Here is a 22,144-nt window from a genome sequence, read left to right on the forward strand (position 1 = left end):
CGTTACGCGGCTGGGCCGTGGTGCGTCCGGACCGTTGCGCCCCGGCCACCGGCACGGCGCTCGACGGCGGCGCGCTCGCTACGGGGGCGGTGCCGCAGACGGCGCAGTAGCCGTCCTCGACGGCGCCGCCGCACCCCGGTTCACTACATGTCATGCTGTCCGCCCCGCTTTCTCCCCGATGATCGAACGATAGTCGGCGACCGCCCGGGTGACAGCGGCCAGATCGCAGGGTGTCCGGCCGAGCAGCCCGGCGGCGATGCGATCGGCGGCGAGGACGTCGCGGTCCTCGCTCACCCCGAGCCGGGACGCCTTGGCCCGGTAGGCCGTCAACCGGCCGCGGAGTTCGGCGCGCCGGTCCAGCAGTCCGCGCGCCAATTCCTTTCGCCGCGTTGCCGTGTCGACGGCGTGGTTGGTACGGGCCCGCAGCGCGAGCAGGTGCTCGACCGTCGGCCTGGTCGGTTGCGGGCCGAGGCTGTCGAGTGCGGCGAGCAGCCGCGCGGCCGGTTCCCCGCCACCGGGCAGCTCGCCGGTCGCGACCTTGTGCGCGGCCTGCGCGGCGGTCTCGTCGGCCTGGTGTTGCAGCGCGTCCAGATCGGCCAGCCGGGCCCGCAGCTGGGCGACCGCGCCGGGCAGGTCGGCGGCGANGGTCGCGACCTTGTGCGCGGCCTGCGCGGCGGTCTCGTCGGCCTGGTGTTGCAGCGCGTCCAGATCGGCCAGCCGGGCCCGCAGCTGGGCGACCGCGCCGGGCAGGTCGGCGGCGACCGCGAGATGTTCGGCGTGCCGGGCGGATTCGGTCTCGATCAGCGCGGTGAGCGAGGCGAGCGCGGCGGCGATCTCCCCCGGGCGGAATCCCAGCGGGTCGGTGCCCGCGCGGCTCAGCAAGGTCGTCAGCGGTTCGGCGGCGGCGTCGAGCGCGCCGTGCGCCTGTTCGACGCGCTGTTGCAGCGGAGCGAGGGCGCCGAGCACCTGCCGGTCGACCGACTCGATCTCCTCGGCGAAGGGCGCGACGAACGCGAACGCGGCCCGCATCCGGTCCAGCGAATCGGCGATGCCGACCGTCACGAGGGTCTCCGCGGGTCCGGTGAGTCCGCGCTGCGCCAACGGGATCGGGATCCGGGCGACCTCGTGTGGTCGTCCCCGCAGCAGTTCGGTGAGCCGACCCCGCGCGCGGTCGTCGACCTTGCCGCGACCGCCGCGGATCGTCTCGGCCTCGGACAGGATCGCGCGCACTCGGCCCAGGTCCTCCCACAGTTCGCCGAGCGCCTTCTCCACCGGCACCCAGCGACGCGCGGTCTCCCCTGTCGGCGGGTACCGGCGCACCAGGACCAGTCCGGGATGGCGGTCCAGCTCCAGCAGGGTGGTGCTCACCTGCGCCAGTTCCGCGGTGCGCGCGGCCAGTTCACGATCGATCTCGGCGAGGCCGAGCATCGGCCAGGTCATCCGACGTACCGGGGCACGGGCGGGCCCGGTGACGGACCGAGCACCCCCAGGTGCTGCTGGTAGATCCGCTGCCAGGTGCCGTCGTTGCGGGTCCGATCGAGCACGCCGTTGACGAACCGGACCAGGTCGCTGCTGCCCTTGGGCACGCCGACCGCGTAGGCGCCGGTGCCGATCTCGTCGCCGACCAGTTCCAGATTGCGGTCCTGGGCGACCAAACCGGCCAGGATCGGCTCGTCACCACTGATGGCGTCGACGGTGCCCTGCTGCAGGGCGACCAGGCAGTCGGTCCAGTTGGTCACGCCGAGCACGGACGGCGGTTCGGGCAGCGCGAACAGCGGCGCGGCCGCGGTCGTGCCCTTGGTGACGCACACGCGCTTGCCTGCGAGCCCGGCGGCGTTCGTGATGCCAGTGCCCTTCGGGGCCGCGATGCGTTGTGCCGCACGGTAGTACACGCTGGAGAAATCGACATCGCGCCGGCGTTCGCAGGTGGCGGAGAAGGTACGCACGATCATGTCGACCTTCTTGTCCTGCAGCAGCGGGATCCGGTCGGCCGCGGCGACGGAACGCAGTTCGATCTTGTCCGGATCACCGAACAGATCGCGCGCGATCTCCCTGGCCAGGTCGATGTCGAAGCCCTCCAGCCGTCCGGTGGACGGATTGCGGAAGCCGAACATGTAGGTGTTCTGATCGACGCCGACCCGCAGCCTGCCGTTGGCGACGATCGCCGCCATCGACGAACCCGCGGGCATCGCGCCGGGACGCGGTTGCGCGGTGGGGGCCAGGGTCGCCTCGGTGTCGCAGGATCCCGTGCCCTCCGCGGTGGGGGCCGAGGTGATGGCTTCGGCGCCGGGGATCGGCGGGGCGACGGCGGTGGCCGGAATGGTCGACGGGTCCGGCGCGTCACCGCAGCCCGCGACCAGGACGACCGCCGCGGCCAGCGCCGCGGCCAGCAGAGGACGCCGGGTACTCACAGGAACTCCTTCAGTCGGGGCCACAGGCCGGTGACCACCGCGCCCGCCGCGGCCAGCAGCAGGATCAGCGTGCCGAACGGGCTGAGAGTGAAGGTGGTTCCGGCGGCGTCGACGCCGTCGCGCAGGTCGGTGCGGGCCTGCGCGAGCGCGTCGCGCAGTTCCCGGTCCAGGCGGGCGAAGCTGGTCGCCGAGCTGTCGGCACCGGTGCCGATGGCCTGGGTGACCGCCCCGGCGTAGTCGGCCTTCTCGTAGGCGGTGCGCTGGGCATTGTGGCCCGCGTTCCAATTGGTCAGGGCCCGGCTCGCTTCGGAGTCACCCGCGCCCGCGGCGGTGAGCCGCTGTTCGAGGTCACGGGTGTGGGTGTGGAACGCGTTCTCCGGCGCGGTGATGTCGCCGCGGGTGATCAGGGCCAGGGTCTCGTCGGTGCGGGCCTGCTGGGCCAGGATGCGCGCGCTCGCCAGGTTCTCCACCCGCGCCCCGGCCCCGGTATCTCCGGTTTCGAGCAGTTGCGCGGCGGTGACGGTGGCCCCGGTCGACCACACCAGGGCGAGCAGCGCGGCCGAGGCGGCCAGGGCCACACCGGGATTCACCCACCGGTTGGTACGGCGCAGCAGCAGCACCGAACCGGCACCGCAGGCCGCCAGCACCAGCAACAGCAACACGATCGAGGTCCACGGCGGCGCGCCGATCCGGTGCTGGTCCTCGCGGACGGCGGCGAAGCGCGCCTTGTTCAGCTGTTCGGCGTTGGGCAGCAACGAGGTCTGCATGAGGTCGGAGGCTTGCCGCAGATACGCCGAGCCGACCGGGAAACCCTGACGATTGTTGGCGCGCGCGGTCTCCACCAGGCCGGTGTAGGTGGGCAGATCGGCGGCGATGCGGGCCACGATCGCCCTGGTCTGAGCGTCGGTAGCGCCGGCGGTCGCTTCCGCCAGCGCGGCGGCGGCTTCGGCGAGGGACTGCTCGTAGGTGTCACGCACCTGGGGCGATTCGACACCGCCGGACAGGAACGCCGTCGCAGCACCGGCGTCGGCGGCAGAGAGCGAGACGTAGAGGCTCTGCGCCGCGAACGCCAGCGGCTCGGTGCGGTCGAGTACCTGCTCGGTACGGCCGATCTTCGCGTCGAGCTGCTGTCCCACAATCGATCCGGCGATCAGGCAGGCCACCGTGGTCACCACGAGTACCGCACCGATCACACCCGGTGTCGTCGCGGCGAAACGCCGCAGCCACATCCCCGCGTCTCGGATGGTCGCCGGTAGGCGAGATCCCACACCGTCCTCCTTCGTCTCCCCGGGCGGTGTCCTCGATCGCGATAGTACGGGAGGCGCTGGGAATTCGCCCGGGTGACCGAAACCCGCTCCGCACAACCGGATCGGGCATCGATCACCGTGACGAAAAGCAACGGGGTCCGTCACCGGGAAGTGACGGACCCCGTTCGGGATCGGGTGGCGCCGCGGATCAGGCGCCGGCGACCTTCTCGCCCGGCGCGACCGTGGTGCCGGTCTTGCTGAACCGCAGGACGCCGTCCTCGATCGGCGCCTTGTGCATCAGCGTGCGGTCGCGGTAGTAGTTGTTGACCAGCTTCCAGGCGCCCCTGGCACCCTGACGCGGCATCGCGTCGTTGCCGCGCTGGATGTAGCCCGAGGTCAGGGCGCCGCCCATCAGCGACTCGTCGGCGATGTCCTCGGGGTTGGCGTGCACCTCGAAGGTGGTGTAGCCGCGGTCGCGCATGATGTTGAGCACGCGGCACAGGTACGCGGCGGCGAGGTCGGCCTTGAGCGTCCAGGACGCGTTGGTGTAGCCGATGATCATCAGGAAGTTCGGGATGTCGGAGTACAAGACGCTCTTGTAGGCGACCGTCTCGTTGAACTTCACCGGCTCGTCGTCGATCGACAGGGTGATGCCGCCGAGCATCTGCACGTTCAGGCCGGTGGCGGTGACGATGATGTCGGCCTCGAGCTCCTGACCCGACTCGGTCAGGATGCCCTTCTCGGTGAACTTGGCGATCTTGTCGGTGACGATGTCGGCCTTGCCGCTCTTGAGCACCTTGAAAAGGTCACCGTTGGGCACCACGCACAGGCGCTGATCCCACGGGTTGTAGCTCGGGGTGAAGTGGCGCAGGTCCACGTTCTTGCCGACCTGCAGGCGCACCTGGGCCAGCATCAGCTTCTTGGCCAGCTCCGGGTTGGTGCGCGAGAGCTGGAAGCTGGCGCGCTGCAGGGCGATGTTGCGGGCGCGGCCGATCTTGTAGGCGATCTGGTCGGGCACCCGGGACTTCTTCAGACCGATGGCGACCGGGTCGTCCGAAGGCAGCGCCTGGATCCAGGTGGGCGAGCGCTGCAGCATGGTGACGTGCGCGGCGTCGTCGGCCATCGACGGGATCAGCGTGATCGCGGTGGCGCCGGAACCGATGACCACGACCTTCTTACCCGTGTAGTCCAGGTCCTCGGGCCAGTGCTGCGGGTGCACGATCCGGCCCTGGAAGTCGTCCTGGCCGGGGAAGGTGGGCTGGTAGCCCTCGTCGTAGTTGTAGTAGCCGCTGGCACCGACGAGGAAGTTGGCGGTCCAGGTCTCGGTCTCGCCGGTGGCCTCGATCAGGGCGGTGACGGTCCACAGCGCGGCGGCGCGGTCGAAGTCGGCGGTGACGACCTTGCGACCGAAGGTGATGTGGTCGGTGACGCCGTATTCCTTGGCGGTGTCCTCCACGTAGCGACGGATGCTGGCGCCGTCGGCGAGCACCTTGGTGCCGATCCACGGCCGGAAGCCGAAACCGAAGGTCAGCATGTCCGAGTCGGAGCGGATGCCGGGGTACTTGAACAGGTCCCAGGTGCCACCGATGTTCTCGCGGCGCTCCAGGATCGCGTAGCTGCGTCCGGTCTGCTCGCGGGTGAGGTGACAAGCCGTGCCGATTCCGGACAGGCCAGCGCCGATGATCAGTACGTCGACATGCCGCGTCATTGAGGAAACTCGTTTCGTAGGGTCGTCGCCGCCCGAGCACCGTCGCCCGAGCCTCCGTCGAGGTTACGTGTTTCACACGGTTACGTCTAGTTCGGCTGGGCCGCGTCGTGGCGTGTCGGGGGTTGCGCGCACGGTGATCGGAATCCGTGACGTCACCGGCTTCGCCGGTCAGAGTCGAGGACGATTCCTCTCACTACGACGAAAGGCGGACATGACCGAGCGCGGACTGTCGTTCCACTGGTTCCTGCCCACATACGGCGATTCGCGCGGGCTGGTCGCCGGCGGACACGGCAGCTTCATGTCCGGTAACCGCCCGGCCACCCTGCGCTACCTCGCTCAGCTCACCGCGGCGGCCGAGGACAACGGTTTCGAGGGCGTGCTGACCCCCACCGGCGCGTGGTGCGAGGACGCCTGGCTGACCACCGCGATGCTGGTGCAGACCAGCGAGACGCTCAAGTTCCTGGTGGCGTTGCGCCCCGGCCTGACCAGCCCCACGCTGGCGGCCCAGATGGCGGCGACCTTCCAGCGCCATTCCGGCGGCAGGCTGCTGCTCAATGTCGTCACCGGTGGCGAGCCGCGCGAGCAGCAGGCCTACGGCGACTTCCTCGACAAGGCCCAGCGCTACGCCCGCACCGGCGAGTTCCTGCACATCGTGCGCGAGCTGTGGGAGTCGACCGAGCCGGTCAGTTTCACCGGTGAGCATCTCCAGGTGCGCGACGCGCTGCTCAGCTCCCGGCCCGACCCGATTCCGCCGGTCTTCTTCGGTGGTTCCTCCGGTCCGGCGGGGCCGATCGCGGCACGCTACGCCGACACCTATCTGACCTGGGGCGAGCCGCTGGACGCGGTCGCCGCGAAGCTGGACTGGATCCGCGGGCTGGCCGCGATCGAGGGCCGCACTGTCGACTTCGGCCTGCGCATCCACGTGATCAGCCGCGATACCGCCGCCGAGGCGTGGGCCGAGGCCGACCGGTTGCTGTCGGGGATCGCGCCGGGCGAGATCGAGCGAGTGCAGGCGAGCCTGGCCAAGAGCGAGTCCGAGGGCCAGCGCCGGATGGCACAGCTGCACAACGGCCGCACCGACGGCCTGGAGATCGCGCCCAACCTGTGGGCCGGTGTCGGGCTGGTCCGCGGCGGCGCGGGGACCGCGCTCGTCGGCTCGCACGCGGAGGTGGCCGAGCGGCTGCTCGAGTACGCCGCGCTCGGGATCGACCAGTTCATCCTGTCCGGGTACCCGCACCTGGAGGAGGCGTACTGGTTCGGTGAGGGTGTGCTGCCGATCCTGGAGCGCCAGGGCCGCTGGCGGCATCCGTCCCGGCCCGCCGCGGTGCCGGTGGTGGCACCGTTCACCGCGGCGGCCAGCAGCTGAGGCAGCGCGCTCAGCGCGCCGCGCCGAACCAGCGCGGCAGGTGGACCAGCAGTTCCCGCTGGTCCACCCCCGCCCAGGCGACGTGGCCGTCGGGCCGCAGCAGCACCGCGGGGACGTCGAGTTCCTCGCTCACGTCCACGACATGGTCGACCCGATCGGCCCAGCCCGCCACCGACAGCAGGCCGGTCTGGTCCAGCAGCAGCCCGCGCCCGGCGTGCAGGCGGTCGTAGAGGCGGCCGCCCGTCAGCGTGATGTCGCGCAGGCGCTTGCCGACCAGCTCGTGGCCGTCGCCGAAGTCGTAGCGGATGCCGATCGCGACGATCTTCTCGATCAGGTACCGGTTCACCTCCTCGAACTCCATCAATTCCGCCAGCAGCCTGCGCGCGGCCTGCGCGCCCGGTTCGAGCGAGACCAGTTCCATCTGCGCGCGAGTGTTGTCCAGGACGTCCGCGGCCACCGGGCGCCGTTCGGTCTCGTAGCTGTCGAGCAGGCCCTCCGGCGCCCAGCCTGCGATCTGCGCGGCCAGCTTCCAGCCGAGGTTGAACGCGTCCTGGAGACCCAGATTCAGGCCCTGTCCGCCCATCGGCGGATGGATGTGGGCGGCATCGCCCGCCAGCAGCACCCGGCCGACGCGATAGCTGTCGGCCAACCGGGTGGCGTCACCGAAGCGCGACAGCCAGCGCGGTGCGTGCGCGCCGAGGTCGGTGCCCGCGGTGGCCACCAGCTGCCGACGCAGCTCCTCGAACGTCGGCGCGACGGTGCGATCGGCGGCGACCTCGGCCGCGGGCACCACGACGCGATACACGCCGTCGCCGAGCGGCATGGCGCCGAAACGCAGCTGGGTCTTGCGCACCTCGGCGTTCACGGTGGCCAGCGTCTCCGGCGACGCGGTCAGCCGCATCTCGCCCAGAAGGGTGTCGACCCGGCTCGGTTCGCCGGGGAAGCCGACCCCGAGCAGCTTGCGCACGGTGCTGCGGCCGCCGTCGCAGCCGACGAGATAGCGCGAGCGCAACCGCGTGCCGTCGGCCAGCTCGACGGCGATCCCGTCGTCGTCCTGCGTCAGCCCGACCACCTCGGCGCCGCGCCGGATCTCCACGCCGAGGGTGACGGCGTGCTCGGTCAGCAGGCGTTCGGTGACCGTCTGCGGGAGGCCGAGCACGTACGGATGGCTGGTGTCGAGCCCGGCGGGCTGGGGTTTCGCGATCCCGGCGAAGAAGCCGCCGAGCGGGTGCGGTGTCCCGGCGGCGAGAAATCGGTCCAGCAGACCGCGCTGCCCCAGCACCTCGAGACTGCGGGCGTGCAATCCCATGGCGCGCACCACCGGGGTCGGTGCCGGTTCCCGGTCCAGGACGAGTGCGCGCACCCCGTGCAGCCGCAGCTCGCTCGCCAGCATCACCCCGGTCGGTCCGCCGCCCGCAACGATCACGTCGATCATCAAATGCCCCTCGTTTGTGCTGGTCATGGCTTCGGCAGGCGATTGTGCAGGACGACCGGGGTCTTGCCGCAAGCCCCGGTGTGCGCTATACATTGAGAGTGGCAAGGAGTGGTTTCCCCTCCTTGCCATTGGTTTGTCCGCACCCCGGCGGTCTCGCCGGAACCGCCGCGATCCCCCTCACCCGCCGACAGCGACGGATCGACCAGGCCGCCGGAATGGCAGTCGATGCATCTTTGCGGTCACTGCTGGTGACTGTGGATTCCTCGTCCGGGAATCCGCGAATGCGGCCGGGACCTGGCCCGTCCGCGCATACTCCGGAACCGCCATACTTCCTGCCTTGCCTGCGGTGATGCACTCCGCGCATCGCACAATCGCACTCCCCCAAGCGTTTTCGGCAGTGAGTGCACGCGGGGTTCCACGTGAATCAGCCCGTCAGCGCGGTGTTCGGGTCGATCCCGATACGCTCGGCTCGTGAGCCTCACCGTCGGTTTCGATCTGGACATGACCCTCATCGATTCGCGCCCCGGGGTCGCCGTCGCGATCGACACCCTGGCGCGGGAATTCGACCTGCCGATGGTGGGCAGCCACTTCGCCGACCATCTGGGACCGCCGCTGGCCACGCTGCTCGCCGACGCGGGCGCGCCCGACGACCTGATCCCCCATTTGGTCACCCGGTTCCGCGCGCTCTACCCCGACGTCGTCCCGCACATCCCCGCCCTGCCCGGCGCGGCCGCGGCGCTCGACGCCGTGCGCGCGGGCGGCGGACGGACACTGGTGGTCACCGGCAAGTTCGAGCCGAACGCCCGGCTGCACATCGACCACCTCGGCTGGCGGATCGACCTGCTCGCCGGCGATCTGTGGTCCACCGGCAAGGCCGAGGTCCTGCGGGCCGAATCCGCCGCGGTCTTCGTCGGCGACCACGCCGGCGACATGCGCGGCGCGAAAGCCGCCGACGTCCTGGCCGTCGGTGTGACGACCGGCCCCTACGACGCCGACGGGTTGCGGGCCGCGGGCGCCGATGTCGTCCTCGACGACCTCACCCAGTTCCCCGAGTGGCTGGCCGGTTACGCCGCCGGTCGCGGCTAGGACACCGGAAACCTTTGCGCGGGTGGATTTCCGGTCCGGAACCCCGGCGTGGCCCCGGCCGTTGTCGTGGCATGTCGACGGACCCCTACTGGAATCACAACACGCACTACCACCCCTGGATCCTCGATCAGGTCCCGGCCGATGCCCGCACCGCGCTCGACGTCGGGTGCGGCGACGGCCTGCTCGCCCGTAAGCTGGCCACCCGCTGCGACGCCGTGCTCGGTGTCGATATCGACGACAAGGTCATCGCCACCGCCCCGCCCGCCCCGAACGTGCATCTCGAACAGGCCGACTTCCGCGAACTCGACGACACCTTCGACATGGTCACCGCCGTCGCCACCCTGCACCACGTCCCCGTCCGCGACGGCATCGCCGCACTGCGCCATCTGGTCGCGCCGGGCGGCACGCTCGCGGTCGTCGGCCTCTGGAAGATGCACCCCCTCACCGACTTCCACTACCTGCCGCTGCTGCCCGCGATCCGCGGCCTGGACTGGTGGCGTCGTGGCTCGCGGGGCGGCCCGGCGGCCGCGGTCCGCGACCCGGCGGAGACGCTGTCCGAGATCCGAGCGGTGACCGGCGAATTGCTGCCCGGCGCGCAGATCCGCCGACGTCTGATGTGGCGCTACACCTTGGTCTGGCACAAGCCGCGCCGGCCCGGGGTCAGCGGCCACGGGACCTGAGCGCGACGGTTGACGGTGCGCCCGCGCCGGGTGATACAGTCCGGCGCAGTTTTTGTACGGGGAGGGTTTCGCACAGCGTGACGATGAATCGCACCAGATGGATCGTGGCCGGGATCTGCGCCGTGGTCGTCGCCATCGTCGCCGTGATCGTGGTGGTCGTGGTGACCAGGGACGCGAATCCACGCGACTACGTGGCCGAGCGCTATCAGCGGGCCCGCCAGCTCGATCAGGTCAACGACGGCATCGCGTTCACCGCCGCCGCCGCGCCCGCCGCCGTGGCCGCCGCGATCGCGAAGGCCACCGACCCCCGCGATCGCCGCAACACCGGCGACAACCACTACCTGCGCTTCGACAAGGACCTCGTCGCGGTCTCGCCGCACGCGGGCGGTTCGCTGGTGCTGGTCGACAGCCTCGCCAACGGCACCCGCCGCCACCACTCGCACACCAGCACCTACGGCTGGACCAGCGGCTCCGCGGCGGGCGACTTCCGCGGCGGCGGCAGCGACCAGGGCGGCAAGTAGTACATCGTCATTCAGCACAGGAGGACACATATGCTCGCCGACCTGGCGGCGGACGCGGGCGCCGCGCTCGCCTACTCCGCGGTGGGAATCGTGTTGATGGCCGTCGGTTTCGGCGTCGTCGACCTGCTCACCCCCGGTGATCTGCGCGCCCAGATCTGGCTCGAGCGCAACCGCAACGCCGCGATCCTGCTCGCCTCGAACCTGTTCGGAGTCGGGATCATCGTGGCCACCGCCATCTGGACCTCCGAGGGCAAGATCCTGCAGGCGCTGCTGGCGAGCGCGATCTACGGGGTGATCGGCCTGGCCGCGATGACGCTGGCCTTCGTGCTGCTCGACGCGCTCACCCCCGGCGATTTCCGCGCCGTCGTCGCCGATCCGGAACCGCATCCGGCGGTGTGGGTCACGGCATCGGCGCACGTCGCGGTCGCGCTGGTGGTGGCCGCGGGCCTGACCTGATGCCGGTGCACCGCCTGGCCAGGGCGGCGCTGCTGGCGACCGTGTTCGTCTGCGCCGCCTGCGGCCTGGTGTACGAGCTGTCGCTGGTCACCCTCGGCAGCTACCTGATCGGCGACACCGCGGCGCAGGCCTCCATCACCCTGAGTGTGATGGTGTGCGCGATGGGCGTCGGCGCGCTCGCGGCGAAACCGTTGCGCCGCCACGCCGCCGCCGCGTTCGTGGCGGTCGAGCTGGCGCTGGCCGTGATCGGTGGACTGTCGGTGGCGGCGCTGTACGCCAGTTACGCCTGGCTCAATGTCTACACCGGCACCCTGGTGCTGGCCGCGGCGGTGATCGGCATGCTGATCGGAGCCGAGATCCCGCTGCTGATGGAGTTGCTGCAGCAGATCCGCAGACAGGAGGCCAGCGGCGCGGTCGCCGATCTGTTCGCCGCCGACTATGTCGGTGCGCTGCTGGGCGGGCTGGCGTTTCCGTTCCTGCTGCTCCCGGTGTTCGGGCAGATCCGGGGCAGCCTCGTGGTCGGCGTCGTGAACGCCGCGGCCGGATCGGCCCTGGCGTTCTTCTTCTTCCGCGCGCAGATGACCCGCGCGGCCCGGCGCGTGCTGGTCGGCGCGACCGTGGTCGTCGCGGGCGGGCTCGCGAGCACCTATCTCTACGCCGATCGGTTCGAGGCCACCGCCCAGCAGGCCCTGTTCGCGCATCCGATCGTGTGGCAGACCCGCACGCCGTACCAGCAGATCGTGCTCACCGAGTCGTTCTCCCCGTTCGGCACCACCGATACCCGCCTCTATCTCAACGGTGGTCTGCAGTTCTCCTCGGTCGACGAGTACCGCTATCACGAGGCGCTGGTACATCCGGTGCTGGCGGGATCGCATCGCTCGGTGCTGGTCCTCGGCGGCGGTGACGGCCTGGCCCTGCGCGAGATCCTGCGCTATCCCGACGTCGCCGAGGTGACGCTGGTCGAGCTCGATCCGGCGATGATCGACCTCGCCCGCGCAGACGAGCGCCTCACCGTGCTCAACCAGCATTCCTTCGACGACCCCAGGGTTCGGGTGATCACCGCGGACGCGTTCACCTGGTTGCGCGGCGCCCCCGGGCTTTTCGACGCGGTGATCGTCGACCTGCCCGACCCGGACCAGACCTCGGTGGCCAAGCTGTACTCGCAGGAGTTCTACGCGATGACCGCGAACGTGCTGGCCCCCGGCGCCCGCCTGGTGGTGCAGTCCGGCTCGCCGTTCTTCGCGCCGCGCTCGTTCTGGACCATCGACGCCACCGTGCGCGCGGCCGGGCTGCGCACGACGCCCTACCACGTGGACGTGCCGAGTTTCGGTGATTGGGGCTTCGTGCTCGCCGCGGCGGGGCAGAGCCCGGCCCCGGCCCTGAGCTCCCCTGCGCCGCTGCGTTCCCTCGACGACCGCACCCTCGCCGCCGCCACGGTGTTCCCGCCGGATCGCCGCGCGGCCGACCCGCAGGTCTCGACTCTCATGCGCCCGGTGATCCTGGATCTGCAGCGCCAGGAATGGCGCTGACCTCAGGCCGTCCCGGCGCAGGCCAAGTGAGTGCCGACGACAGCCAGGCCCAGCACGGCCACGACCGCCGACAGGGCGGGCACAGGCTCACGGATCAGGCGCTCCCCCGCACGTCGTAGCGCCGCCGTCAGCCGGTCGAGCCGACGCCCCACCGGCACGGGGTCACCGGGTTTCCCCCGCGCTGCGCGCCGGAGGAGGCCGACCAGGGCGAGGACGAGCGCGGTGATCAGCATCGTCTTCCCTTCCCGCTCATCGGGTTCCGGCCGGCGCGGCGACGGCAGCGGTTCGCCGCCCGCCGGGCGCGGTGACGACGCCGACGGCGATCAGGCTGTCGGCGGTTTCGCGGATGGTGTCCGCGATCGGGCGCATCGTCCAGCCCAGTTCGCGGCGGGCCTTGTCGGCGCTGACGTTCTCGGTGCGGCCGAGCACCGGGAGGGTCAGCCGTACGCCCTTGTCGAACACCGCGACCAGCCGGACCAGCCAGTTCGGCAGCACCCGGGTCGGCACCCGGAAGCCCTGCGCGGCGAAATCGCGGGCCAGCATCGTGGCCAGCTCCCCCATCCACAGCGGCTCGGCCGCGCAGATGTACCGATTGCCCGCCGCCGCGGGCACTTCCATCGCGAGCCGGTGGGCGATCGCGAGGTCGCGCACATCGACCGGCGTCCAGCCGGTGCGCACCGAACCGGGCACATCGCGATTCAGCAGCCGGCGGATCGGCTCGTGCGAGGTGCTGGTCGTCGCGTCGAGCAGCGGGCCGAGCACCATGCCGGGATTCACGGCGACGAGTTCGAGTGCGCCACCGAGTGATTCGACGTAGTCCCAGGCGGCGCGTTCGGCGAGGGTCTTGCTCTTCTGATATGCGGGGATCCGGTCCACGACCGACCAGTCGGCCTCGGTGCGGACGGCGTCGTCATCGTGACCGTAGGCCACCGCGGCGACCGAGGAGGTGAGGACGACGCGGCGCACCCCGGCCGCCGCGGCGGCGCGCAGCACCCGCAGGGTGCCGTCGACGGCGGGCTCGATCAGCGCCTGCTCGTCGTCCGGGGGCGCGGCCGGGAAGGGCGAGGCGACGTGCAGCACGGTGTCGCAGCCCGCCACCGCCTCCGCCCAGCCCGCGTCGTCGTCGAGCGTGGCGGCGACGAACTCGAGCGCACCGCCGGTGCGGCGGGCGAGGTCGGTCAGGTGCGCGCGTTGGGCGTGCGCGTCGAGGTCTCGCACGGAGCCGCGGACGGCGTAACCGTGGTCGAGCAGTTCGGCGATGCAGTGGCCGGCCACGAAACCCGTCGCGCCGGTGACCAATACCCGAGTGGTCATGGTGTTCACCCTTCGTCCTTCCAGGGACGCCCGCCCATCTGAGCGGTGCTCAAATAATCTAAACACTGCATAGATTTCCTGTCCAGTGCCGATCTCCGCGAGCTTCTCGCTTACGCTCGGAGGGTGAAGCGCACCCGTTACCACCACGGCGACCTGCGGGCCACGCTGATGGACGCCTGCCTGCGCCTGATCGAGAGCGAGGGCCTGGCCGCGGTGAGCCTGCGCCGCGTCGCCCGCGAAGCCGGGGTCAGCAGCGGCGCGCCGTACCACCACTTCGCCGACCGCGCCGCGCTGCTGTCGGCGCTGTCGGTGGACGGCTTCCAGCAGCTCGCCGCCGACCTCGCCGCGACCAAGGCGGCGGCCACCTCTCCGCTGGACGCGCTCACCGCGCTGGCCGAGACCTACGTCCGGTTCTCCCGCGACCATCCGGCGCAATTCCGGCTGATGTTCCGCCCCGAGCTGTCCCAGCCGGAGAAACACCCCGATGCCCACGAGGCCGGTGACGACGCGTTCCAGATCCTCGCCGACACGGTCGCCGAGGCGGTCGCGGCGGGCGTGCTGCCCGCCGACCGCGCCGACACCCTGGCCGTGGCCTGGTGGGCACTGGGGCACGGACTGGCCTCGCTGTGGCTGGACGGGCATCTCGAGAAACGCAGCGAGCAGATGGGCACCAACGCGCCCGACCTCGTCGACGCGATCATGCGCTCCTTCACCGGCCTCATCGCCCCCCGGCCCACCGGCGCCTGACGCGCCGTCGCTTATTCCCTCGGCCGCACCCGCGCGCTCACCTACAGTGGGGTGCACCGTCATCCGTCGTGTGCCACCCGAGCAGGAGAGCCGATGTCTGCCACCGCGAAACTCGATCCCCTGGTCGAAGCGTTCGTCGACGCGCTCAACGCCCAGGACACCGACCGCTTCTACGGTGTGCTGACCGAGGACGCGACCATGTCCGACGACGGGGTCGAACGCGACCTCGCGCAGTGGACCGAGGCCGAGATCTTCAGCAGCAACGGCCACCTGGTCGTGGAATCGGTCGACGGTGACGGCCTCGAGCTCACCGCCGACTACACCAACAGCCGATGGGGCTCCCTGCGTACCACCTGGCGGTTCGTCCTGCGCGACGGACTGATCAGCCGATTCGAAACCGGACAGGCGTGAACGACGAACTCTTGCTGACCCCGCGCTACGGCGAGTCCTCCCTCGCCGATCTGCTTCCCTCCGTGCTGGCCTGCCTCGGCGTCGACGGCGAGACCGACCGACTCGGCCTGGATCTCGACGTCGACCACGTGTGCGTCCTGCTCGTCGACGGCCTCGGCGCGCAGGCGCTGGCCGCCAACGCCACGACGGCGCCGTTCCTGTCGGGCCTGCCGGAAGCCACCATGACCGCGGGCTTTCCGAGCACCACCGCCACCAGCCTGACCACCCTGGGCACCGGTCTGCCGCCGGGCGAGCACGGCATCGTCGGGTACCTGCTGCGGCTGCCGGAAGAGCAGCGGCTGTTCAACAGCCTGCGCTGGCAACTCAACGGCGCCGGCCCGAAGGTCGACGCCCTCGCCACGTTCCCGCCCGAGCGAATCCAGCCGCGGCCCACCGCCTTCCAGCGCGCCACCGCCGCCGGGATCGCCGCGATCCAGGTCGCGCCGGGGTATCAGGACGGCTCCGGCCTGACCAGGGCCGGCTGGCGTGGCGGCGATTTCCGGGCCACCTTCTCCGTCGGCGACCTGATCGACGGCGTCCTCGACGCTCTCGGCTCGGCACCGAAAACCCTGGTCTACACCTATCATTCGGAACTCGACACGACCGGGCACGCGCGCGGGCCCGCCTCGCGGGCCTGGCGATTCGAGCTCGGGCACGTCGACCGGATCGCCGCCGAACTGGCCGCGCGGCTGCCCGCCCGCACGGCGCTGATCGTCACCGCCGACCACGGCATGGTCGAACTCACCGAGCGGATCGACTTCGACACCCACCCGCACCTGTCCGCGGGCGTCGCCGAGCTCGCCGGGGAGCCCCGCGCCCGCCACGTCTACACCACCGACGGCGCGACCGCCGACGTGGCCGACACCTGGGCGGGCGTGCTCGGCGGCGACTTCCTGATCCGCACCCGGGCCGAGGCGATCGAGGCGGGCTGGTTCGGGCCGACGGTCACCACCGAATCCGCCTACCGGATCGGCGATCTGGTCGTCGTCGCGCGCGGGGAGGCCGGGGTGATCCGCTCCGCCGCCGAACCGCTGCAGTCGATGATGGTGGGCCATCACGGCTCGCTCACCGCCGCCGAGCTGCTGGTTCCGTTGCGGATCCACCGCGGCTGAGGCCGACCGCTTAGGCTGGAGGCCACTCGACGCGCACCCGCGCGGCGCGACCCTCAGGAGGAACCATGCACGCCACCACCCGAACCGGTGCCGTCGCCGTCGGCGTCGCGGTGCTGGCGGCACTGGCGAGTGGCTGCACCGAGGTCGAGCGGGTGCTCAACCAGGGTGGCGACACCTCGTGCCGCGACTACGTCAACCAGGAGCCCGACACCAAGCGGATCACCATCACCAAGGCGATCAAGCAGCGCAACGGCACCGACAACGAGCCCGCGGGCACCCTGGTCGACTCGATGATCGTGCAGGTCGACCTGCTGTGCGCGGGCCAGCGCAATATCGACACCCCGATCAAGAACGCCGATATCGCCGGGCTCTTCCTGAACAAGTAGCCGACGCCGGTGTCGTCAAGCCGCCACGACAGGGCATGCACCGGTGACCCGGTCGTCCGCCGGTAAACGGTACACACCGTGGTGGCGCAGCTGATAGACATGAAAGCGCCACCGACGAGCAGGGAGTTGAACGTGGGCGCACACGACGACCCGATCGCCGGATCGCCCCCGCCGGACCGGCTCTCGGACTATCGGGGCGCGCTCGAGAAGCAGTGGAACAAGCTGGCCGCGCCCTCGCGCCCGCTGCATCTGCCCCGTGACACCGGGCCGGTGCGCGCGGAGGTCGCCAAGTCCTGGCAGCGCTCGCTGCACACCGTGGACCCGGCACAGACTGTCGCCCCCGGCTTCAACGACATCAGCGACCGCTGGTCGGAGTCGCCGCTGCGCAGGCCGGTCACCGAACTCGCCGGGCAACTGCGCGGCATGGCCGAGGAATCCGGTTATCTCGCCGTCGTCAGTGACGAATCGGGCACCATCTTGTGGACTGCGGGCGATCGCACTCTGCGCCGCCAGGGTGAGCAGGTGAACTTCGCGCCCGGCGGGGTGTGGGACGAGAGTCATATGGGCACCAACGGCCTGTCGCTGGCGCTGCACGACGACAAGGCCGTGACCGTCTTCTCCGCCGAGCACCTGGTCGCGGCGCTGCACGGCTGGGTTTGCTATTCCGCGCCCATCCACGGCCCCGACGGCAGGCAGGTCGGGGTGCTCGATCTGTCCTCGACCTGGGAACGCTCGCACCCGATGGTGATGACCTCGGTCCGGGCGCTGGTGACCGCGGTGGAGACCATGTTGCGGGCCGAGGCGCCCGCTCCCGCGCCCGGTGTCCGGCTCGAATGCCTCGGCGCCGCACGGCTGTTGCGCGACGGCAGGCCGGTCCCGCTGCCGCCACGCCAGCTCGAGATCCTGGCCCTGCTGGCGCTCGAACCCGAGGGCTATACCCCCGAGCAGCTGCACGCCGCCGTCTACGGCGACCGATCGGTCTCGCTCAACACCCTCAAAGCCGATGTCTCGCATCTGCGGCGGGCCACCCGCGGCGAGATCGCCAACCGGCGCTACATGCTCACCGGTCCGGTGTCCTGCGACGCGGTCGACCTGCTCGCCGCGATCGAGGGCGGCGACCTCACCTCGGCGCTGTGGCTGTATCGCGGGCCGCTGCTACCCGGCTCCGATCTCCCCGGCGTCGAACAGTGGCGCGCGCATCTGGATGTGGGCATCCGCAACGCGGTGCTCCACAGCGATCGGGCCGAGCACGCCGTGGCCTTCGGCCAGCGCTGTCCCGGCGATGTCGCGGTGCACGAGCACGCGCTGCGCCTGCTGCCGCGAGACGACGTCCGCCGGGCCGTCGTCACCGCCCGCCTGTACACCGCGCGACAGGGCTGACCTGGGCGAACACGCTCACCAACCTCGTACCAACCTTCGCCGACCATAGTGTGTTCCACCACGCAGAGGTCGCGAGGAGCGAGACGCATGATCTACGGCAAGCCCGGATCGGATACCGGCATCGTCAGTTATGCCGCCCGATACGACAACTTCATCGGGGGTGACTGGGCCGCCCCCATCGAAGGCCGCTACTTCGACAACACCTCGCCGGTCGACGGCGAGACGTTCTGCGCGGTGGCCAGGTCCACGGCCGCCGATATCGACATGGCGCTCGAGGCCGCGCATCGTGCCACCGACCGCTGGGCCGCGACCCCGGTCGCCGAGCGCGCCGACATCCTCAACAAGATCGCCGACCGGATCGAGAACAGCATCGAACCGCTGGCGGTCGCCGAGACCTGGGACAACGGCAAGCCGGTCCGCGAAACCCTGGCCGCGGATCTCCCGCTGGCCGTGGATCACTTCCGCTACTTCGCCGGTGTGCTGCGCGCCCAGGAGGGCTCGATCTCGCAGATCGACCCCGACACCGTCGCCTACCACTTCCACGAGCCGCTCGGCGTGGTCGGCCAGATCATCCCGTGGAACTTCCCGATCCTGATGGCGGCTTGGAAGCTGGCCCCCGCGCTGGCCGCGGGCAACTGCGTGGTGATCAAACCCGCCGAGCAGACACCCGCCTCGCTGTTGCTGGTCGTCGAGCTGATCGCCGACCTGCTGCCGCCGGGAGTCCTCAACGTGGTCAACGGCTTCGGCGTGGAGGCGGGCAAACCGCTGGCGCAGAGCCCACGGGTGGCCAAGATCGCGTTCACCGGCGAGACCACGACCGGCAGGCTGGTCATGCAGTACGCGAGCGAGAACATCATCCCGGTCACCCTGGAGCTGGGTGGCAAGAGCCCGAACATCTTCCTGCCCGACGTGATGGCGGCCGACGACGACTACCTCGACAAGGCCGTCGAGGGCTTCGTGATGTTCGCCCTGAACCAGGGTGAGGTGTGCACGTGCCCGTCACGCGCGCTGATCCACTCGTCGATCTACGACGAATTCCTCGCCCGCTGCATCGCCCGCACCGAGGCCGTCGTGTCAGGTCATCCCCTCGATACCGAGACGATGATCGGCGCGCAGGCCGGCAACGACCAGTACGAGAAGATCCTGTCCTACCTGGACATCGGCAGAGCCGAAGGCGCCCGCGTGCTGACTGGAGGGGAAGCACGCAAGGTCGACGGCCTGCCGGGTGGGTACTACATCGAACCCACCATCTTCGAGGGTGAGAACACGATGCGGATCTTCCAGGAGGAGATCTTCGGACCCGTGGTCGCGGTGACCCGTTTCGACACCGTCGACGAGGCCATCCGCATCGCCAACGACACCCTCTACGGCCTCGGCGCGGGCGTGTGGACCCGCGATATCAACACCGCTCACCGACTCGGCCGCGGCATCAAGGCGGGCCGGGTCTGGACCAACTGCTACCACGCCTACCCCGCGCACGCCGCCTTCGGCGGGTACAAGAAGTCGGGATTCGGGCGGGAGAACCACGCCATGATGCTCGGGCACTACCAGCAGACCAAGAACCTGCTGGTCAGTTATTCCACGACGAAACTCGGGATGTTCTGATGCAGAACCGGATCCACCGTGTGGAGATCACCGAACGCGCCCAGACCCTGTTGCGCAGGCTGATCGAGGACAACGGCCCGGTGTTGTTCCGCCAGGCCGGCGAGGGCTGCGACGAGGACATCGCGCCGGTGTGCCTATCCGCCAAGCAGTTCCCGATCGAGAAGGCCGATGTCCTGCTGGGCAGGCTCAGCTGGCACACCGAGTTCTGGATCAGCCCCGAGCAGTTCGAATGCTGGAAGGACACCCACCTCACCGTCGACGCGGTGCGCGGGCAGGCCAGCGCCGAATCGCTGGAAGCGGGCCAGGGCATGCGCTTCGTGCTGCGCGCCCGGCAACTCACCGAGGCGGAGAACGCGGCACTGGCTGCCGCACCGCCCCCACGAACCGGCGCCGACCGCACGCTGTAGCGGCGCCACGGACCTGACCTGGTAGGACCTTCCCGGCGCTGCCAGGCCATGGCGAGCCCCCGCCGACTGGGCCATCGCGGCTCAGCCGGCGGGGCGAGCTCGCCGAATCCCCCGTGCCGGTCCGCCCCTAGCAAAGACGTTCCCGCACAAACCAAATCGCGTCTCGCTCAGCGAGACACGCAGGTCAAGACTGCAACGATTCCGTTACGTTATGGCGATGTTCTTAGCGAGACTCGGTGTTCGAACCCGGATTCTGGCGATCGCTCTCATCCCCAGTCTCACGCTGGTGGTGGTCGGCGTCGGAACGGCGGGCTACCTGGTCGACGAGAGCAACAAGGCCAAGACCTGGGCCTCGGAAATGCAAGCGGCCGTGCCCTACACGCGCGAGCTCATCGAGGCCGTCCAATCCGAACGCCAGCTCACCCTGGCCCACCTGGCCGGTGACGAGACCGCCCAGCTCGCCCTCGCGCCCGCCCGGGCCCGGCTCGATGCCGCCTTCCGGGGTCTGATCGAGGTCTCCGAGGGCATCCGCAAGGTCGACGATTCCAACATCGGCGACGACAAGGGCGGATTCAACACTCTCGGTACGCATCTGGCCGGGGTGCGCGGCGGCGCCGACGCGGGCCTGCTGCCCGCCTCCGACGCGTACATGTTCTACAACAAGCTGCTCGACGTGTTCACCCAGGGCACCAAGGTCGCCGAGCGCGCCGCCCCCGACGCCGTGGTCGCCGCGGGCGTGGGCGAGGGCATGCGCCTGCTCAACGCCGCCGAGGCGATGTCGCGCAGCAACGCCCTGGCGCTGTCGATGGTGGCCGCCGGTGGGCCCACCAGCATTCCGCTCGACGAGTTCGTCAAGCAGAGCGGCTTCTATCACAACGAAGTCGCCAACGTCGCCGCCGAACTCGACGAAGCCCAGCGCACCGCGATCACCGCGCTGATGTCGTCCTCGCAGTGGGGGCAACTGAGCGCGATGGAGTCGGCCCTCGTGCAGCGTTTCGCGGCGGCGGCCGCGCAGACCACCGGCAGCTCGAGCACCTCGACCAAACAGACGCCCGCCGCGCTGCCGCTGTCCTCACCCGAATGGCAGAGCGCGGCAGCCGAAGTCAACCGGGCCATGCTCGACGCGTACAGCACGCACAACCGCCACGTCCAGAAGCTCGCCGAAGACACCGCGCACCGCGCCGAGGTCAACGCGGCCCTGGCCGGTGGCGGCGTGCTCGCGCTCAGTGTGCTGGTGTTCCTGGTCGCGGTGATCCTGGCCAACCGGATCATCCGCCGCCTGCGCAGGCTGCGCACCGAAACCCTCGCCCTCGCCGACGAACAGCTGCCCGCCACCATGCGCGCGCTGCGCGAGGGCGGCGACATCGACGCCGCGCAGACCTCCCCCACGCTGGACTTCGGCAGGGACGAGATCGGCCAGGTCGCCCAGGCCTTCGAGCACGCCGCCTCGGCCGCGCTGCGCGCCGCCGTCGACGAGGCCCGCACCCGCGAGGGTGTGCGCGCGGTGTTCCTCAATATCGCCCACCGCAGCCAGATCGTGGTCCACCGCCAGCTCGAGATCCTCGACGAGGCCGAACGCAGGCAGGAGGATCCGGCACTGCTGGAGACCCTGTTCCGGCTCGACCACCTGGCCACCCGCGAACGCCGCAACGCCGAGAACCTGATCATCCTGGGCGGCGGCAGGCCCGGACGTCAGTGGCGCAAGCCGGTTCCGGTGATGGACGTCGTGCGCAGCGCCATCGGCGAGACGCTCGACTACGCCCGGGTGCGCGTCACCAAGCTGCCCGAGGTCGAGGTCGTCGGCACCGTCGTGGCCGACCTCGTGCACCTGCTCGCCGAGCTCGTCGACAACGCGACCGCGTTCTCCCCGCCGCAGTCGCGAGTCGAGGCGGGTGGCAACATCGTCGGCAAGGGCGTGGTCATCGAGATCACCGACCAGGGCATGGGCATGAGCCCCGAGGACCTGGCCCGCTACAACGACATGCTGGCCGATCCGCCGGATTTCGGTGTCGGCACGCTGTCCTCGGATTCGCGCCTCGGTCTGTTCGTCGTCGCCCGGCTGTCGACCTCGCACGGTGTCTCGGTGCGGCTCAGCGAATCCGACTACGGCGGTATCCGCGCGATCGTGCTCATTCCGCTGTCGCTGCTGGCCGGCGACTCCGACACCTCGATGATGCCGCCGGCCACCACCGGTCCGCTGCGTCGCGGTCTGCCCGCGCCCGCGCCCGAGCCCGCCCCGATCGTCGCCATCGAGTCGGCGCCCGCGCCGACCGCGGTGGCCACCCTGGTCGCCGAACCGCCCAC

Annotated in this window: 21 protein-coding genes; 14 read left to right on the forward strand and 7 right to left on the reverse strand. The window is 70.5% G+C overall.

What is annotated here, in order from left to right:
• Window positions 1-150: 150 nt before the first annotated feature.
• From V8688_RS24130 to V8688_RS24145, 4 genes are all read right to left on the reverse strand, one after another.
• Window positions 151-1,440 (reverse strand): hypothetical protein, encoded by a 1,290-nt coding sequence (locus V8688_RS24130; RefSeq protein WP_342801751.1) that lies wholly within the window; start codon window positions 1,438-1,440, stop codon window positions 151-153.
• A complete protein-coding gene (locus V8688_RS24135) occupies window positions 1,437-2,411 on the reverse strand; it encodes a glutamate ABC transporter substrate-binding protein (protein WP_342801752.1) in 975 nt (324 codons plus the stop codon). The genes V8688_RS24130 and V8688_RS24135 overlap by 4 nt, the downstream gene beginning before the upstream one ends.
• Window positions 2,408-3,679 carry a hypothetical protein gene (locus tag V8688_RS24140; protein WP_342801753.1) on the reverse strand — a complete coding sequence of 424 codons (1,272 nt, stop codon included), beginning with the start codon at window positions 3,677-3,679 and terminating at the stop codon, window positions 2,408-2,410. The genes V8688_RS24135 and V8688_RS24140 overlap by 4 nt, the downstream gene beginning before the upstream one ends.
• Before the next feature lie 187 nt (window positions 3,680-3,866).
• Window positions 3,867-5,366: an NAD(P)/FAD-dependent oxidoreductase gene (locus tag V8688_RS24145; protein ID WP_342801754.1), complete on the reverse strand. Its 1,500-nt coding sequence runs from the start codon at window positions 5,364-5,366 to the stop codon at window positions 3,867-3,869.
• A 211-nt stretch (window positions 5,367-5,577) separates the two neighbouring features.
• Here V8688_RS24145 and V8688_RS24150 point away from each other — a divergent pair, with 211 nt between their 5' ends.
• On the forward strand, window positions 5,578-6,732 hold the full coding sequence (locus V8688_RS24150; protein ID WP_342801755.1) for an LLM class flavin-dependent oxidoreductase: 1,155 nt from the start codon (window positions 5,578-5,580) through the stop codon (window positions 6,730-6,732).
• A gap of 10 nt (window positions 6,733-6,742) precedes the next feature.
• Here V8688_RS24150 and rox read toward each other — a convergent pair whose 3' ends face one another.
• On the reverse strand, window positions 6,743-8,167 hold the full coding sequence (gene rox, locus V8688_RS24155; protein WP_342801761.1) for a rifampin monooxygenase: 1,425 nt from the start codon (window positions 8,165-8,167) through the stop codon (window positions 6,743-6,745).
• 471 nt (window positions 8,168-8,638) lie between these two features.
• On the opposite strand from rox, the gene V8688_RS24160 reads away from it, so the two are divergent.
• The 5 genes from V8688_RS24160 to V8688_RS24180 all read left to right on the forward strand — a co-directional run bounded on the left by V8688_RS24160 (window position 8,639) and on the right by V8688_RS24180 (window position 12,439).
• Entirely contained in the window at window positions 8,639-9,253 is a 615-nt protein-coding gene (locus tag V8688_RS24160) for an HAD hydrolase-like protein (protein ID WP_342801756.1), read from the forward strand.
• Window positions 9,254-9,324: 71 nt separating this feature from the next.
• Window positions 9,325-9,933 carry a class I SAM-dependent methyltransferase gene (locus V8688_RS24165; protein WP_218716226.1) on the forward strand — a complete coding sequence of 203 codons (609 nt, stop codon included), beginning with the start codon at window positions 9,325-9,327 and terminating at the stop codon, window positions 9,931-9,933.
• Between the two features lie 83 nt (window positions 9,934-10,016).
• Window positions 10,017-10,454, forward strand: a complete 438-nt coding sequence (locus V8688_RS24170) for a DUF4247 domain-containing protein (protein ID WP_218716225.1) — start codon at window positions 10,017-10,019, stop codon at window positions 10,452-10,454.
• 30 nt (window positions 10,455-10,484) lie between these two features.
• Window positions 10,485-10,910, forward strand: a complete 426-nt coding sequence (locus V8688_RS24175; protein WP_218716224.1) for a DUF350 domain-containing protein — start codon at window positions 10,485-10,487, stop codon at window positions 10,908-10,910.
• Window positions 10,910-12,439 carry a polyamine aminopropyltransferase gene (locus tag V8688_RS24180; protein WP_342801757.1) on the forward strand — a complete coding sequence of 510 codons (1,530 nt, stop codon included), beginning with the start codon at window positions 10,910-10,912 and terminating at the stop codon, window positions 12,437-12,439. The genes V8688_RS24175 and V8688_RS24180 overlap by 1 nt, the downstream gene beginning before the upstream one ends.
• A gap of 2 nt (window positions 12,440-12,441) precedes the next feature.
• Here V8688_RS24180 and V8688_RS24185 read toward each other — a convergent pair whose 3' ends face one another.
• Together V8688_RS24185 and V8688_RS24190 are read right to left on the reverse strand one after the other, a co-directional pair.
• Window positions 12,442-12,672 carry a hypothetical protein gene (locus V8688_RS24185; RefSeq protein WP_316575107.1) on the reverse strand — a complete coding sequence of 77 codons (231 nt, stop codon included), beginning with the start codon at window positions 12,670-12,672 and terminating at the stop codon, window positions 12,442-12,444.
• A 16-nt stretch (window positions 12,673-12,688) separates the two neighbouring features.
• Window positions 12,689-13,753 (reverse strand): NAD-dependent epimerase/dehydratase family protein, encoded by a 1,065-nt coding sequence (locus tag V8688_RS24190; RefSeq protein WP_342801758.1) that lies wholly within the window; start codon window positions 13,751-13,753, stop codon window positions 12,689-12,691.
• A gap of 123 nt (window positions 13,754-13,876) precedes the next feature.
• Between V8688_RS24190 and V8688_RS24195 the strand changes: the two genes are divergently transcribed.
• The 8 genes from V8688_RS24195 to V8688_RS24230 all read left to right on the forward strand — a co-directional run.
• Window positions 13,877-14,500 (forward strand): TetR/AcrR family transcriptional regulator, encoded by a 624-nt coding sequence (locus V8688_RS24195; RefSeq protein WP_218716220.1) that lies wholly within the window; start codon window positions 13,877-13,879, stop codon window positions 14,498-14,500.
• A gap of 93 nt (window positions 14,501-14,593) precedes the next feature.
• Window positions 14,594-14,911, forward strand: coding sequence for a nuclear transport factor 2 family protein (locus V8688_RS24200; protein ID WP_255586723.1), 318 nt, complete (start codon window positions 14,594-14,596; stop codon window positions 14,909-14,911).
• Complete coding sequence (locus tag V8688_RS24205; RefSeq protein ID WP_342801759.1) at window positions 14,908-16,062, forward strand: alkaline phosphatase family protein; 1,155 nt, start codon at window positions 14,908-14,910, stop codon at window positions 16,060-16,062. Before V8688_RS24200 ends, V8688_RS24205 begins: the two co-directional genes overlap by 4 nt.
• 65 nt (window positions 16,063-16,127) lie before the next feature.
• The gene (locus V8688_RS24210; RefSeq protein ID WP_218716218.1) at window positions 16,128-16,448 is read left to right on the forward strand and encodes a hypothetical protein; all 321 of its coding nucleotides are present in this window, start codon (window positions 16,128-16,130) and stop codon (window positions 16,446-16,448) included.
• A gap of 132 nt (window positions 16,449-16,580) precedes the next feature.
• Window positions 16,581-17,828 (forward strand): transcriptional regulator, encoded by a 1,248-nt coding sequence (locus V8688_RS24215; RefSeq protein WP_308248339.1) that lies wholly within the window; start codon window positions 16,581-16,583, stop codon window positions 17,826-17,828.
• An 87-nt stretch (window positions 17,829-17,915) separates the two neighbouring features.
• The gene (locus V8688_RS24220) at window positions 17,916-19,433 is read left to right on the forward strand and encodes an aldehyde dehydrogenase family protein (protein WP_218716216.1); all 1,518 of its coding nucleotides are present in this window, start codon (window positions 17,916-17,918) and stop codon (window positions 19,431-19,433) included.
• Window positions 19,433-19,840, forward strand: coding sequence for a DUF779 domain-containing protein (locus tag V8688_RS24225; RefSeq protein WP_218716215.1), 408 nt, complete (start codon window positions 19,433-19,435; stop codon window positions 19,838-19,840). Before V8688_RS24220 ends, V8688_RS24225 begins: the two co-directional genes overlap by 1 nt.
• 217 nt (window positions 19,841-20,057) lie before the next feature.
• On the forward strand, window positions 20,058-22,144 hold a 2,087-nt coding region (locus V8688_RS24230; RefSeq protein WP_342801760.1), incomplete at its 3' end, for a nitrate- and nitrite sensing domain-containing protein.

The organism is Nocardia sp. No.11 (genome assembly GCF_038752175.1).
Classification (GTDB): Bacteria; Actinomycetota; Actinomycetes; order Mycobacteriales; family Mycobacteriaceae; genus Nocardia; species Nocardia canadensis.